A 15,200-nucleotide genomic window follows, 5' to 3' on the forward strand; every position below is an offset into this window, starting at 1 on the left:
CCATCGGCCCGCGACAAACCTTCCCCGGCACCTCGCAACGGTTGCCTTGCTTACAAGATAAATTGCTGCCTGGAAGCGGTACGGTTCTGGCTATCCTCGGCCACTGCGATGGGTTCCGACGCACCGCACTGGCGAGCGCTGCGGCTCCGGAGCCGCCGCGGGGGTACCGCTGATGCGCGCAGGTGACGTCGTCGGCAACCGCTTCGAGATCGAGGGCCACGCGACCACCGGCGGCATGGCGCAGGTCTTCCGCGCCCGCGACCGGCTCACCGGCTCGCCGGTCGCCGTGAAGATCCTCCAGCGCAAGGGCCCTCAGGAGATGCACCGCTTCGTCCGGGAAGCCCAGGCGCTCGCCACGCTCCGTCACCCCGGGATCGTCGGGTACGTCGCCCACGGCACGACCGAGGGCGGCGACCTCTTCCTTGCCATGCAGTGGCTCGCCGGTGAGACGCTCGCCGAGCGCTTCCTCCGCGAGCCGCTCACCGTGACCGAGAGCCTCGCGCTCGGGGCGCGCGTCGCCGCCACGCTCGGCGCCCTCCACCGGCTCGGCATCGTCCACCGCGACCTCAAGCCGAGCAACCTCCTGCTCGTCGGCGGCTCCGTCGACGAGGTGACCCTGCTCGACTTCGGCGTCGCGCGCGTCGCGGAGGCGGGCCAGGAGCTCACCATGCCGGGCGTGATGCTCGGCACCCCCGGCTACATGGCCCCCGAGCAGGCGCGCGGCGAACCCACCATCGACGCCCGCGCCGACGTCTTTGCCCTCGGCTGCGTCCTCTACCGCTGTCTCACCGGCCGGCCCCCGTTCGTCGGCAACGACGGCCTCTCCGTGCTCGTGAAGGTCCTCCTCGAGGATCCGCCGCGGCTCCGGGAGCTCCGCGGCGAGGTGCCCGCCGCGCTCGACGACCTCGTCACCCGCATGCTCGCCAAGGCCCCGCGCGACCGCCCGCGCGACGGCGCGGCCGTGGCCGCCGAGCTCGCGTCGGTCGGCGATGTCGCGCCCGGCTCGCGGCGCGGCCTCCCCTCGCCGATCGGCGGCCCCGCCCCCGAGCTCACGACCGGCGAGCGACGGATGATCTGCCTCCTCCTCGCCCGCGACGGCGCGCTCGACAGCGACGCGACCCGGTCCGAGGGCGAGGACGCGCTCCGGGTGCGCGCGCTCAGCGCCCTGGCCGAGCGCCACCAGGGCCGCCTCGAGATCATCGAGTCGCGCTCCCCCGTCGTCGTGCTGTCCGGCGCCGTCGCGCCGACCGATCTCGCCGCCCGGGGGGCGCGGTGCGCGCTCGCGATGCAGGTGCTGCTCGGCGGCGCGCCGGTCGCGCTGGTCTCGGGGCGCACCGAGCTCACCGCCCGCTCCCCCATCGGCAACCTCATCGATCAGGCCGCCGCGCTCCTCGCCGGCGACGCGGCGCGGCCCGGCGTCGTCCGCATCGACGAGGTCACGGCCGCCCTGCTCGGCGCGCGGTTCGATCTCGGATCGGATCACGCCGGCCACCTCCTGCGCGGCGAGCGCGACGACCTCGAGGTCGTGCCGCGCCTGCTCGGCAAGCCGACCCCGTGCGTGGGCCGCGACCGCGAGCTGTCCCTCCTGGAGGCGACCTTCGTCCAGTGCATCGAGGAGCAGACCCCGTCCGCGGTGCTGGTCACGGCCCCCGCCGGCCTGGGCAAATCGCGCCTGCGCACCGAGCTGCTCCGGCGCCTCCGGTCGCGGGGCGAGCCGATGGAGGTGTGGATCGCGCGCGGCGATCCGATGAGCGCCGGCGCCGCCTTCGGCCTCCTGGCGCAGGTGCTCCGGCGCGCGCTCGGCGTCGCCGACGGCGCGCCGGCCGCGGCGGTGCAGCGCAAGATCCGCGAGCGCGTCGGTGGCCACGGCGCGCACGGCGCCCGCCTCGCGCCGTTCCTCGGCGAGCTCGTGGGCGCGCCCTTCCCGGACGAGGAGAGCGAGGCGCTCCGGGTGGCGCGCCGCAGCTCCGTGCTCATGGGCGATCAGCTGCACCTCGCCTGGGAGGAGTTCCTGCGCGCCGAGTGCGCGGCGCAGCCGGTGCTGCTCGTGCTCGAGGACCTGCACTGGGGCGACCTGCCCACGGTGACCATGATCAACAGCGCCCTCCGCAACCTGCGCGACGCGCCGTTCATGGTGCTGGCGCTCGGCCGGCCCGAGGTGCGCGAGATGTTCCCGAAGCTGTGGGCCGGCCGCGGCGTGCAGGAGATCGAGCTCACGGGGCTCTCGCGCCGCGCCAGCGAGCGGCTCGCGCGCCAGGCGCTCGGCAACGCGGTCACCGACGAGGTCGTCGCCACGCTGGTCGAGCGCGCCGACGGCAACGCCTTCTTCCTGGAAGAGCAGATCCGCGCCGCGGCCGAGGGGCGAGGCGCCGCGCTGCCGGAGACGGTACTGGCGATGGTGCAGGCGCGGCTCGAGGCGCTCGACCCCGAGGCGCGGCGTGTGCTCAGGGCGGCGAGCGTCTTCGGCCAGAGCTTCCGGCCCGCCGGCGTGGCCGCGCTGCTCGGCGGCGCCGACGCCGAGGTGGCGGACCGGCTCGCCGAGCTCGTCGAGCGCGAGGTGATCGTCCCGAGGCGGCAGCCGGGTCGGGGCGGCGCGCGCGGCGAGGGCCTCTTCTCCGCCGGCTCTTCCTCCCCGCCGCGCGCGGTGCTCGGTGACGGGCCCGAGCGCGGCGCGTCGCCGGCGGGCGAGGCCGCAGCGCTCGATGTCGGCGAGGCGGGCACGACCGAGCCCGAGCACAGCTTCCGGCACGGCCTCGTGCGCGAGGCGGCGTACGGGGCGCTGACCGACTACGACCGGCAGCTCGGCCACCGGCTGGCGGGCGAGTGGCTGGAAGGGGAGGGGAAGGGCGACGCGGCGGAGCTCGCGGAGCACTTCGAGCGCGGCGCCGAGCCGGGGCGAGCGGCGGCGTGGTACCGGCGCGCGGCGGAGCAGGCCCTGCGCGGCAACGACCTCCTCGCCGCGATCCGCCACGCCGAGCGCGGCCGCGCGTGCGGCGCCGCCGGGGCGGAGGCGGGCGGGCTGCTCCTTGTCGAGTCGGAGGCCCGCGTGTGGCGCGGCGATTTCGCCCTGGCCGAGCAGCGCGCGCTCGAGGCGATCACGCTGTTCGAGCCGGGCTCGCCGTCCTGGTACTCCGCCGTGACCGACGTGGTGATGTCCGCCGGCAAGCAGGGGGCCCTCGATCGCGTCGAGTCCTGGGTGGCGACGGCGCGGGGCGCGTCGCCCCGCGAGGGCGCGCTGACCCGGCGGGACATCTCGCTCGTCGAGGGGGCCCTCTGGCTCGTCTTCGGCGGCCGCTACGCCGCCGCGGACGGGATCATCGCCGCGCTCGAGCGCAGCGAGGGGGAGGGCCGAGCGCTCGACGTCGAGGTGCTCGCCAGGCTCTACGAGGCGCGCGCCATCCGCGCGATGACCTCCGGCGACCCCGGGGCGTGCCTGGAGGGCATCGAGGCGGCGCTCGCGGTGTTCGAGCGGAGCGGCGACCGGCGCAACGCCTGCTCGCTGCGGGTGAACCTGGGCGCCATCACCATGGAGCTCGGCGATTACGAGGGGGCCGAGGTCGCGCTGCGCGCCGCGCTGCGCGCCGCGGAGCAGATGGAGCTCACGGATCTGGCCGCGTTCGCCCGCAGCAACCTCGGCAACGTGATGATCGCCCGCGGCGATCTCGACGAGGCGCGGCGGGTCGAGGCGGAGGCGATCGCGACGTTCCAGCGGCTGGGCGATCCGCGGGCCGAGGGGGTCGCCCGCGCCTACCTGGCGAAGGCGGCGCTGCTCGGCGGCGACCTCGCCGCCGCGGAGGCCGAGGCTCGCGCGGCCGCGGAGCTCCTGCAGAGCGCGCCGCCGCTGCGCGCCGCGGCGTGGGCCCTCTCCGCGCGCGTGCTGCTCCGGAGGGGCCGCGCCGACGAGGCGCTCGCGCTGTCCGGCGAGGCGCTCTCCCTCCTGGAGTCGCTCGGCGCGGTCGAGGAGGGAGAGTCGCTGATCCGGCTCGTCCGGGCCGAGGCCCTCTTCGCGAGCGGCAGGCACGATGAAGCGAGCGCCGCGATCGCGCGGGCGCGCCACAGCGTGCTCTCCCGCGCGGGGCAGATCTCGAATCCTCGCTACCGGGCTCAGTTCCTCTCGTCGCTCGACAACGACGAGACGCTCGCGCTCGCGGCGCGGTGGCTCGGCGACAGCGATGCTTCGTGACGTTGCGATCCGCCGTACGTAGGACTCCCTGCCATCGGCTCTCCCGGAGTCCGCGCGTCGCCCACGAGCACGCCAGATCGACCGCTCTCTCGCTGTTTTCGCGAGCTCACCGCAGGCGCAGAATTTTAAGTTTTCTCCTGAAAACGCGTTGAGGAAATTCCTGATTCGTGTTTCATTGATGTTGAGGGGGCTATGCGAAATCGTATCGTACTCGCGATCTCGTTCCTGGGCCTGGTGAGTGCCTGCTTGCCGGCCTGTATCCATGAAGCCGATCCTGTCGAGGAGGACAGCGAGACGGCGGCGCAAGCGGTGTTCACGCGGAACGCGTTCACGAATAACGCGCTCACGGCGAGCGCGCTCACGACGGACAGGCTCGCTACGGGGGCGCTCACGGGCAACCCGCTGACGAGCGCCGCGATCGCGCGCAGCACGGATGTCATGAGCGCGCTCCGGGATCCCCTGGCCCGCGAGTTCCTGACCTATGTGGCGGGCTGCGCGCTCCCTGCGGGGCAGTCCGTGGAGGTCTCGCTGGACGGCGAGACTCACGTGTTCGACGGGGACGTCGGCCTTTCGCCCGAGTGGGGCAGGGCGGACGGGCACTGCAACGCACGATGTCAGGGCTGGGTGTCGGCCTGCATGCTGGCCAGGGTCAACCACCTCGGGGAGAGCCTCCCCATCTCGATGCGTGGCCAGAACAAGGCCCTTGACGCGGATCCCGCCGAGCGGGAGTCCTTCCCTCACCGGGAGGGGGCCTACTTCGGCGATCTCTTCGCGCCGGAGCAGCTCCGGTTCGCGTGCAGGTCGCCCGGGGCGACGCTCATCCGCCGCGTGTGCGGCGGGACGGGCGTGGACACGCAGGGCTGCGTCGTCGACGTCCTCGGCGGGTGCGACGCGCATTGCGGCTCGCCGGCGTCGGACGGCAGCTTTCGGAACTGCGCCGGCGGGGGCCACAAGATGCCGACGACGGTGACGATCTACCGGCAGTAGCTGCGCGCGCCGGTCCCTGACCGCCTGAACGAGGACGAGGCCTGGCCAGCGCGGCATTCACGCCGTGATCCACGGGCATCGTCGTCTCTCTCCGGCCTCGGCCCGGCCTCTTTGCGGCGGGCGTCTCTCCCGCGACGGCTCCCCGCTTTCGTACTAGAGTCGCGCCGTCATGAACCGAAGGCCGCCCGCCCTGCTCGCCTGTCTGCTCCTCGCCGCCTGCGCCTCCCCGGAACCCCGGCCCAAGGAGCCCCTCGGCCAGATCCCCGAGGCGACGACCACGGCGAAGCCCGAGTGGCTCCCGTTCCGCATCCGCGCCGGCAAGAGCGTCGCCGCCGACCCGCGCGAGAAGCACCTCGCCGACCTCCGGCAGCTCACCTTCGGCGGTGAGAACGCCGAGGCCTACTGGTCGCCCGACGGCAGGAAGCTCATTTTCCAGTCGACCCGCGACGGCAACAAGTGCGATCAGCAGTATATCATCGACCTGGAGAGCGGCGAGATCCGCCGGGTCTCGAACGGCCAGGGCAAGACGACCTGCGGCTATTTCCTCTTCCCGGCGCCCCCGGCCCCGGCGCAGCCGCGCGTCCTCTTCGCCTCGACGCACGCCGCCGGCGAGGCGTGCCCGCCGAAGCCCGACCACTCGCAGGGGTACGTGTGGCCGCTCGACGAGTTCGACATCTACACCGCGAACGCCGACGGCTCGGATCTCCGCCCCCTCATCCAGGGCAAGGGCTATGACGCCGAGGCGACCGTCGCGTTCGACGGCTCGCGCCTCGTGTTCACGAGCACGCGCGACGGGGACATCGAGCTCTACACCGCGAAGCTCGACGGCTCCGATGTCCAGCGCATCACGAGCACGCCTGGCTACGACGGCGGCGCCTTCTTCTCGCCCGATTCGACAAAGCTGCTCTGGCGGGCGAGCCGCCCGACCGGCGCGGCGCTCGACGACTACCGCGCGCTGCTCGCCAAGGGGCTCGTGCGCCCCAGCGCGCTCGAGATCTTCGTCGCGAGCGCCGACGGGCAGAACCCGCGCGCGGTGACGAGGAACGGCCGCGCCAACTTCGCGCCCTACTTCCTGCCGGACTCGCGGCGGCTCCTCTTCGCCTCGGATTTCAGCACCCCGCTGGGCGCCCGGGGCATCCCGAACTTCGACCTCTACCTTGTCGACTCCGAGGCGCCCCCGGGGCCGGACGGCGTGCCGCCCGTCGAGCGCGTGACGTTCTACGACGGCTTCGACAGCTTCCCGATGTTCTCGCCGACCGGCGAGCACGTCGTCTTCGCCTCGAACCGGTACGGCGCGAAGCCCGGCGAGACCAACCTGTTCGCGGCCCGCTGGGTCGAATGACCGCGCCGCCGTCGCGGACCCGCGCGCCGATCGCCCTGGCGTCGGCGTGCGCGCTCGCGGGCTGCTCCAGCGCCCCCGCGCAGCCGGCCCGCCCCGCCGCGGCCGCCCCCCCCTCGGCGGACATCGCGGGCGCGGCCTACGCCTCGCCGGCGCGCTGGAGCTATCACCCGGCGCCGCCCGAGGCCGCGGTCGCGTGGGCGCCGTTCGCCGGCTCCGGCTGCGTCGTCGTGGCCCAGGGCGGCCAGCGCTGGACGGTGACGCCCGATCCCCGCGCGTCCGCGCCGCCGCCGGGCGCCGGCGCGCAGCCCGGCCGCTGCGCGGGGCAGGGCAGGACCAGCGCCTCGCCCGCGCCCGAGGAGCTCACCGCCATCGTGCGGCGCTCGCCGGCCTCCTGGGTGTTCGTCGGCGCGAGCGGGGCGATCTACGAGGCCTCCTCGCCGCTCGGCCAGTTCACGCGTGCGCTGTCGCCGCCGGAGCCGCTCGCGCAGCTCGCGGGCGCCGGCGGCTCGCTGATCGGGGTGACCCGGGGCGGCGGCGTGCTCCGGTGGCGCGAGGAGCTCGGGTGGAAGCCGGTCCTGCTCGACGGCGCCGCGGCGCAGACCGGGGCTCTGCCGCGCGCCTTCGGCGTCGCCATGGCCGACGGCGGCCGCGCGCTCGCGCTCGCGCTGCCCGAGGCGCTCTTCGCGAGCGAGGACGGCGGGGCCACCTGGGCGCGCGCGCCGCTCCCGACGATGGGCCTCTCGCGGGTCGGCGTCCTCGGCGGCGAGCTCCTCGCCGAGGGGCTCCTCGCGTCGGCGACCTGGGACCCGCGGCGGGCGCCGGCGTTCTCGCGCAGCGCGGCGACGCTCCCGCGCGCCGACGTCGAGCTCGCCATCGCGGCCCCGCGCGCCCCGTCCGCCTCGTCGGTGGGGTTCGGGCGGGCGGCGATCACCGGCGACCGCTACGTCGAGGCGGTGCGCCCGGACGACGCCGGCGCGCCGTGGCTCCTCGCGAGCGGCCCCATCGACGGCCCGCTCAAGGAAGCGCCCCTGCCGGGCACGGGCGAGTGCGGGAGCATCAAGCTCGGCGCGAGCGGCCGGCGCATCGTCGCGGTGTGCTCCGAGCCGGACGGCGACCGCATCGTGGCGCGGGTGCTCCGCAGCGAGGACGGCGGCGGCGCGTGGTCGCCGGCCGCCACGCTGGAGACGCCCGACATCGACCTGGTCGGCGTCGCGGTGGCGCCCGAGGGCGCGGCGCTCCTGACCGGCGTCTGCAAGCCGAGCGACGGCGCGGACAGCTGCAAGCCGACCGCGCCGCTGCTCCTGACCCGCGAGGGCGCCGGCGACGAGCGCGACGCGGTGGCCCTCGCGGCGGCCCCCACGCTCGGCACCCCCGCCGTGCTGCCCGCGTTCTCGGCGGACGGGCGCTCCGCCTACTTCCTCGGTTACCGCGGCAAGGACGATCGCCTCGCGCTGTTCGTCTCGCACGACGGCGGCGAGACCTTCGCGCCGCGCTCGCTCGACACGACCGCCGCGGCGTCGCCGGCGCCCCGGGGAGACGGCGCCGAGGACGAGGAGGAGGACGCCGAGGGCGGGCCGGGCGACCGCCCGTCGCCCGAGGGGCTCGAGATCGTCGAGGAGAGCGCGCTGCGCCCCGCGGACGACGGTACCGTCGGCTTGCTGCTCTCGGAGCGCGGCTCGCTCACGTACCTGACCGCCGACGACGACGGCCGGGTGCTCACGGTGGCGGCCACGCCGACGGAGGCCGCGGCGCTCGCCGGCTTCGGGCGGCGCGTGGTCGCGCTGGCGGCGCGGTCGTCGCGCGCTGGCGGCGAGGACGTCGCGGCGCTCTGGGAGTCGCTCGACGGCGGCATGACCTGGGCGGAGCTCCCGGAGATTCCTGCGCTCTCGCGCGAGCTCTCCCAGGCCCCGATCGCCTGCGGCGCGAGCGGCTGCCTCTTCGGCGACGTCGCGACCCGCGTCGGCTGGGGCGGCCAGGCCGAGGGCGCGCCGCCGCGCGCGCCTGAGCCTGCGCCGCGCGCCCAGGCTGCCCAGCCTGCCGTGCGCGCGCCCATCGTCTGCGAGACGCTGCCGTCCTCGAAGTGGACGCGCATCGACCACGTCGACTCGAGCGGCCTCGGCCTGCCCGACGGCGACGAGCTCCTGCGCGGCCGGTCGGTCTGGTCGTTGCTCACGCGCGCCCCGAGCGGCGCCATCGACGTCGTCTCCGCGGTGCTCCCCGAGTCCGGCGCCGGCGAGGCGCGCGTCATCACGCGACCGCTGTTCCCCGCGGTGCCGGCGGGGGCCGGGCGAGCGCGGGTGGCGACCAACCTCACCCTGCAGATGGAGGGCTACGCCGCGGCGCGCGTGCGGATCCCCGGCGGCGCGGCGAAGCCCGGCGCGCCGATGCGCAACGTCGAGGTCGCCTGGGAGAACTGGATGGACGGCACCTCGGGTCGCGGCGTGATCCCCGACGCCGGCCCGTTCGAGCTCGGCGACGTGAAGGTCGCTCCGGACGCCGCGCGCCAGCCGCAGACGGGCGCACGCCCTCAGCCCGGCCCTCGAGGCGCGGCCCCGCGCCGCGCGCCCGCGCCGCCTCCCGAGGATTTCTTCGATCCCGCGCTCCTGTCGGTCTCGCTGGGCGGGCTCTTCGTCCGCCCGCACTCCGGCAGCGCGCACTCGGCGCTCACGTTCTTCTACGAGCGGTCCGGCAAGCTCCAGCGCTTCGACTTCCCGTCCTGGCCCGCGTCGGGCCTCCACGGCAGCCTCGACGTGCGTGCCGACGCCGTCTTCGCGGACGGCCGGCCCGTCGGCGTGGGGATGGTCCGGCAGGCGTCGAGCGGCCCGGTGACGGGGATGCTGCTCGCTCACCGCCCGGCCCCGGCGCCCTCTGCCGGCGCGTCCATCTCACCGGGTCCAGGCGCCGCGTGGGCGATCGACGCCGTGACCGTCGCGCCTCCCGCGGGCCGCGATCGGGTCGTGCACACCGACTGGACCTATGCTGGCAAGTCGATCGGCGTCACGACGCTGGTCGCCGATCCAGGGCATGCGATCGCCTGGGCCGTCTTCCAGCCCTTCCGCGGAGACGGAACGCTCGGCCCTGCGCAGCCGTTGCCGACGCCGTTCGATCTCGGCGACGTGCCGCGCCCGTGCTCCGCCGCCGATCGCGCGGCGACCGCGCGCCACGAGGCGCCGCTTTTCCTCGGCAGCGAGGCCCTGTTCCCGGGCACGCGCCACCCCGTCGTCGTCACCGACGCCGCTGGCCCCTCCGGCGCGCCCGAGGTGATGGTGCTCCTGACCGCCTCCACGGTGCTCCACGGCGCGCCGGCCGCGCCGTGCGTCGCCGGCTGGGACGCGCGGGCGATCGGGCGGGCTCCCCTGTCCGCGATCCTCCCCGGCGATCTCGCGCAGTCGTGGCTGTTCCGGGCCGCGGCGAACTCGTCGGGCGCGAGCGGTACGGCCGTCGAGCTCCGCCCGATGGCCTGCCGCTTCGATCCAGGCGCGAAGGTCCCGGAGGCGGTATGGAGCGAGCCGGCCACGGCGCGCCCCGAGCGCTGAGCGCTCGCCCAAAAAAGGATGAATGAAACGAAGCCGATGGTGCGATGAAACGATCCCGGATCCTGGCTTGCGGTAACCTTATAGCGGCTCGCGTCTGCGCTTCGGCGCTTGCGTTGGCGGTCTCTGCGGCGATAGCCTGGCCTGCCTGAAAGGGAGGCGGCATGCTCCGGAAGCGACGGCGGTTCGAGCTCAGGAAGACGCTGTTCCTGCTTCCGAACCTGATCACGCTCTCATCGATATTCTGCGGCTTCGACTCGATCCGGCGCTCGGCGACCGCGCAGTCGGAGGATGACTTCTACCGCGCCGCCCTGCTGATCGTCTTCGCGATGTTCTTCGACACCCTCGACGGGCGTGTCGCGCGGATGACGAAGACCCAGAGCGCCTTCGGCCTGCAGATCGACTCGCTGGCCGATATCGTTTCGTTCGGCGTGGCGCCGTCGATGCTCGTGTACCAGTGGACGCTGCACCGCTTCGATCTCGCGGGGCTGCTCGTGTCGTTCATCTTCACGGCGTGCGGCGCGGTCCGGCTGGCGCGCTTCAACGTCCTTTCCATGGGCGAGGCGGGCAAGCCCGCGAAGCCCTCGAAGTACATCGTCGGCCTGCCGATCCCGGGCGCGGCGGGGATCCTGGTCTCGATCGTGGTGGCGAACCACGCGGCCGCCGGCGAGATCGGCGGCGAGCGCTACGCCTCGGCGATCCTCGTGACAACGACGATCCTGTCGCTGCTGATGGTCTCGACGATCCGGTTCCGCTCGTTCAAGGATCTCCGGCTCAACGTCCGGACGGTGCTCTTCGTCGCGTTCGCGGTCGGGTCGAGCGCGGTGATCTCGACGCAGCTGCAGCCTGCGTTCGTGCTCGTGTGGCTGCTCGGCTTCTACGTGCTGCTCGGGATCTTCGAGTCGCTCTGGCACCTGCCGGCGCGCCTCCGCGGCCTGCCGCGGGACTCGGTGCCTCCGCCCAGGGTGCCCCCTCCGGCCTGACGCGTGCCTGGCCCGGGGCCATCCCTTGCCGCCAGCGTCGCGGTCCAACCGCTCGGGCCTGTTTTTGGGTAGACTGCGCGCGATGATGAAGAACCGCGTGTTCTTTCCGCAGGCCGCGCTCGACGACTGGATCGCGAGCGACCGCGTCGATCTGAACAACGACGAGCTTCTGATCAAGACCGAGGGCCGCCGCTACAAGATCATCGAGGCGATCCGCGTCCTCCGCGAGGTGACGGGCTCGGCGGACATCCACGAGGTCCTCGGCAGGGTCAAGACGCGCGCGTTCCTGCGGGAGCTCGGCGCGGAGATCCTCGAGGGGTCCATGATCATCGGCGACAACGCCTACGACGTGATCCCGGGGTTCGTCGGCGCGCCGGTGGGCACGTTCGCCGAGCACCGCAAGGCCGCGACGGCGTCGATCGCGACGAACAGCAGCCTGACGAGCGACGAAGAGCTCCTCGCCGCGTTCCTGACGAGCGAGATGTAGCGACACCGCATCACGTCGCATCGGCGCCTCGGTCGGCGGCGCATCGATGTCCCTGAACGGGGCGCACCGGACGCAGCGGCGCGCCGGCGGTCGGGGGCTCCCGTCCGTGCATGAACCGGCTCTGCCGCGCATCGGGTCGGCTCCGACGAGAGTACGCCTCCGCCTTCGAGGCCGGCGGGCCATCCCCGGTGAGGCACGCTATAACGGGGGCCATGCCCGAGGTCATCTCCGGGATCAGCTTTGCGCTCGCGCTGCTGTTCTACGGTGCCGCCAGCGCCCTGTTCTTCTTCGACGTCGCCCGGAGCCGCACGCGGCTCCCCTCCGCGGGCGACCTCTCGGGCTTCCTTGGCGCGGCGGGGCACGTCCACGACGCCACCGCGCGGCCGAGCTCTGCTGTCGCCGCGCCCACCTCGCGGCATGCGCCCCTGCTGCTCGGCCTCGGCGCCCTCGGACACGCGACCTACGTCACGATCGCCAGCTTCGTCGCGCGCGTCTGCCCGGTCCAATCGGTTCACTTCATGCTTTCGGTCGCGTCGCTCCTCGCGATCGCCGTTTATCTCATCGCCCGCCGTCGCTTCCGCATCGACGCGCTCGGCCTCCTCATCGGGCCGCTCGGGCTCGCCTTCCTGCTCGGCACCTTCTTCCTCGGCAAGCCGCACCCCGAGCCGAAGCTCAGCCCGCTGTTCATCGCGGCCCACGTCATGGCGAACCTGCTCGGGATCGCCCTCTTCCTCCTCGCCGGCGCCTCCGCCGCGCTCTATCTCGTCCAGGAGAAGCGGCTCAAGCGGAAGCGGCACGTCGAGCGCATGGGCAGCCTCCCGCCGCTCGACACCCTCGATCGCGCCGTCCACCGCTTCCTGAGCGCCGGTTTCCCCTTGCTGACGCTCGGCATCGTCACGGGGACGTACTGGGCGCACCAGCTCGAGCTGGGCAACACCGACGAGGTGATGCGCGCCATCTTCGGCTACGCCACGTGGCTCCTCATCGCGCTCGTGCTGCTCCTGCGCGCCGCCGCGGGCTGGCGCGGCCGCCGCGCGGCGTACGGCACCATCGCGGGGCTCGCCTGCGCCGCGGCGGTGCTCATCATCTATCTCGTCCGCCCCGCCGCGGGGCTCGGAGGCTAGCGCCGGTGATCTTCGTCGGGCTCTCCCACAAGAGCGCGCCCATCGAGGTGCGCGAGCGGCTCGCGATCGGGCGGGACCAGCTCCCCGAGGTGCTCGCGCGCCTCACCGCGCACCCCGCCATCGGGGAGGCGCTCGTGCTCTCCACCTGCAACCGCGTCGAGGTCTACGCCTCACCGCGGCAGCGAGCGCCCGCGCTGCCCCGCCCCGGCAGCGCCTCGCCGCCGCCCGGCGACGAGCTCCCGCTCCAGAACGAGGCGCTCCGCGCCGCCGTGGCGGTGCTCGTCGGCCTCGGCGGCGATGGCGTCCGCGGCCACCTCGCCGGCCGCGTCGGCAGCGACGCCGTCCTCCACCTCTTCCGCGTCGCCGCCTCGCTCGACTCGATGGTCGTCGGCGAGCCGCAGATCCTCGGGCAGATGAAGGAGGCCATCGAGATCGCCCGCGGGGCGAGGACCCTCGGCGTCAAGCTCGGCCGCGCGGCCCACCGGGCGATCAAGGTCGGCAAGCGCGTGCGCACCGAGACGGCGATCGGCGCGGGCCAGGTCTCGGTCTCCAGCGTCGCGATCGACCTCGCCCGCCAGATCTTCGCGGAGCTCGCCGGCCGCACGGCGCTGCTCATCGGCGCCGGCGAGATGGCCGAGGCCGCCTCGAAGCTCCTCGTCCGCGCCGGCGCCCGCCTCGTCGTGGTCAACCGGAGCCTGGATCGCGCGGCCGCGCTCGCGCGCGAGGTCGGCGGCGAGCCCCGCCCCTGGGCCGAGCTCGAGCGCGCCGTCGTCGACGCCGACATCGTGATCTCGTCGACCTCGAGCCCGAGCTACGTGGTCTCGCTCGACCTCGTCCGCCGGGCCCGCAAGGCCAGGAGGGGCAGGAGCCTGTTCCTCATCGACATCGCGGTCCCGCGCGACATCGACCCTGCCGTCAACAAGCTCGACAACGTCTATCTCTACGACGTCGACGACCTCTCGCAGATCGTGGCGCAGTCCGTCGAGGGGCGCGCCGCCGAGGCGGCGCGGGCCGAGGCGATCGTCGCGGACGAGGCGCACGCCTTCGAGGCGTGGACGCTCGAGCGCGCCCTGACGCCCACGATCGTGGGCTTGCGGGCCCGCACCCGCTCCATCCTCGTGGCCGAGGTCGAGCGCAGCCTCGCCGGCAAGCTCCGTCACCTCGGCCCGGCCGAGCGTCATGCCCTCGCGCTGATGGTCGACGCCGCCACGAACAAGCTGCTCCACGTGCCCACCACCCGCCTCCGCGCGATGGCCAGCGATCCCCGCGTCGCGGAGCACGTCGACTCGCTCCGCGAGCTGTTCGACATCGACGGCGCGCCGGCCGACTGCGGCGCCGCGGCGCTCGCCGAGGGGGAGCTCCGCGGCGCCGCGGACAGCCCTCACACGCCGCGGTCTGCCCGCGGCGCAGCGCCGCCCGTCTCCGGCGCTCGCAACGGCGCATCGCCCCGGCAGGCCGAGCCGTGCCCTCTGGCCGCGGAGGACAACGGCCTCTACGCCCGGCAGCCCGGCGCGCGCCCCCAGGCCGCCGAGGCCGGCGTCATGGCCGTGGCGAATCCAGCCGCGGCCGTGCGCGCAGCTGGGTTAAAGGGAGCGTGACCCCATGGAGCTCACCCTCGCCACGCGCCGCTCGGCGCTCGCCCTCGCCCAGTCCCGCGCCTTCGCTCGTTCCCTCGAGGCGGCGGTGCCCGATCTCACCCTCCGCGAGCTCGAGGTGGTGACCTCGGGCGACAAGACGCAGGATCGCTCGCTCCAGGACATCGGCGGCAAGGGGTTGTTCATCAAGGAGCTCGAGGAGGCGCTGCTCGACCGGCGCGCCGATTTCGCGGTCCACTCGATCAAGGACGTCCCCGCCGAGATCGCCCCGGCGCTCTGCCTCGCCTGCATCCCCGCGCGGGAGGATCCTCGCGACGTGCTCGTCACCCGGAGCGGCGCGCCGCTCGCGGAGCTGCCGGCGGGCGCCCGGGTCGGCACCTCGAGCCTCCGCCGGGCGGTCGCGCTGCGCGAGGCGCGCCCGGATCTCGTGATCGAGCCGGTCCGCGGCAACGTCGACACCCGCCTCCGCAAGGTGTTCGACGGATCGTTCGACGCCGTGGTGCTGGCGCTCGCCGGCCTGAAGCGGCTCGGCATCGAGGGCCGCGCCACCGAGGTCCTGTCGCCCGAGGTGTCGCTGCCGGCGATCGGCCAGGGGGCGCTCGGCATCGAGTGCCGCGCGGAGGACGCCGGCGTGCGCGACGTCCTGGCGGCGCTCGCGGATCGCGAGACCACCGTCTGCGTCACGGCGGAGCGAGCCGTGATGGCGGCCGTGGAAGGCAGCTGCCGGACGCCCGTGGCCGCCTACGCCGTGCGGGACGGCGACGCGCTCTGGCTGCGGGCGTTCCTCGCCGAGCCCGACGGCTCCCGGCTGCGGCGGGCGGAGCGGCGCCTTGCGTGGCCCGGAGACGCCCGCGAAGCCGCGCGCCTCGGAGAGGATCTCGGGGTGGAGCTCAAGCAAGGCTGAGGCGCACAGCGCGACGCGGCCGAGCCAGCAGTCGATCACGAGGGCTCGCACCCCACCGCGAT

9 protein-coding genes are annotated in these 15,200 nt (G+C 74.4%); all 9 read left to right on the forward strand.

The features are described 5' to 3' along the window. The first annotated feature begins 172 nt into the window (after nucleotides 1-172). The 9 genes from WMF17_RS08610 to hemC all read left to right on the forward strand — a co-directional run bounded on the left by WMF17_RS08610 (nucleotide 173) and on the right by hemC (nucleotide 15,138). Nucleotides 173-4,183, forward strand: a complete 4,011-nt coding sequence (locus tag WMF17_RS08610) for a protein kinase domain-containing protein (RefSeq protein WP_437648894.1) — start codon at nucleotides 173-175, stop codon at nucleotides 4,181-4,183. A gap of 192 nt (nucleotides 4,184-4,375) precedes the next feature. Then, a complete protein-coding gene (locus WMF17_RS08615; RefSeq protein WP_437648895.1) occupies nucleotides 4,376-5,170 on the forward strand; it encodes a hypothetical protein in 795 nt (264 codons plus the stop codon). 169 nt (nucleotides 5,171-5,339) lie between these two features. After that, nucleotides 5,340-6,512 carry a hypothetical protein gene (locus WMF17_RS08620; protein WP_437601481.1) on the forward strand — a complete coding sequence of 391 codons (1,173 nt, stop codon included), beginning with the start codon at nucleotides 5,340-5,342 and terminating at the stop codon, nucleotides 6,510-6,512. Continuing rightward, nucleotides 6,509-10,048, forward strand: coding sequence for a hypothetical protein (locus WMF17_RS08625; protein WP_437648896.1), 3,540 nt, complete (start codon nucleotides 6,509-6,511; stop codon nucleotides 10,046-10,048). The genes WMF17_RS08620 and WMF17_RS08625 overlap by 4 nt, the downstream gene beginning before the upstream one ends. Nucleotides 10,049-10,209: 161 nt before the next feature. Continuing rightward, on the forward strand, nucleotides 10,210-11,028 hold the full coding sequence (gene pssA, locus WMF17_RS08630; RefSeq protein ID WP_437648897.1) for a CDP-diacylglycerol--serine O-phosphatidyltransferase: 819 nt from the start codon (nucleotides 10,210-10,212) through the stop codon (nucleotides 11,026-11,028). Nucleotides 11,029-11,110: 82 nt separating this feature from the next. Continuing rightward, entirely contained in the window at nucleotides 11,111-11,515 is a 405-nt protein-coding gene (locus tag WMF17_RS08635) for a hypothetical protein (protein WP_437601484.1), read from the forward strand. Between the two features lie 212 nt (nucleotides 11,516-11,727). Next, nucleotides 11,728-12,639 carry a cytochrome C assembly family protein gene (locus WMF17_RS08640; RefSeq protein WP_437601485.1) on the forward strand — a complete coding sequence of 304 codons (912 nt, stop codon included), beginning with the start codon at nucleotides 11,728-11,730 and terminating at the stop codon, nucleotides 12,637-12,639. A 5-nt stretch (nucleotides 12,640-12,644) separates the two neighbouring features. After that, entirely contained in the window at nucleotides 12,645-14,237 is a 1,593-nt protein-coding gene (gene hemA / locus WMF17_RS08645) for a glutamyl-tRNA reductase (RefSeq protein WP_437648898.1), read from the forward strand. A gap of 4 nt (nucleotides 14,238-14,241) precedes the next feature. Then, a complete protein-coding gene (gene hemC, locus WMF17_RS08650) occupies nucleotides 14,242-15,138 on the forward strand; it encodes a hydroxymethylbilane synthase (protein WP_437601487.1) in 897 nt (298 codons plus the stop codon). Nucleotides 15,139-15,200 lie beyond the last annotated feature (62 nt).

It is taken from the genome of Sorangium sp. So ce362, from assembly GCF_051519845.1.
Classification (GTDB): domain Bacteria; phylum Myxococcota_A; class Polyangia; order Polyangiales; family Polyangiaceae; genus Sorangium.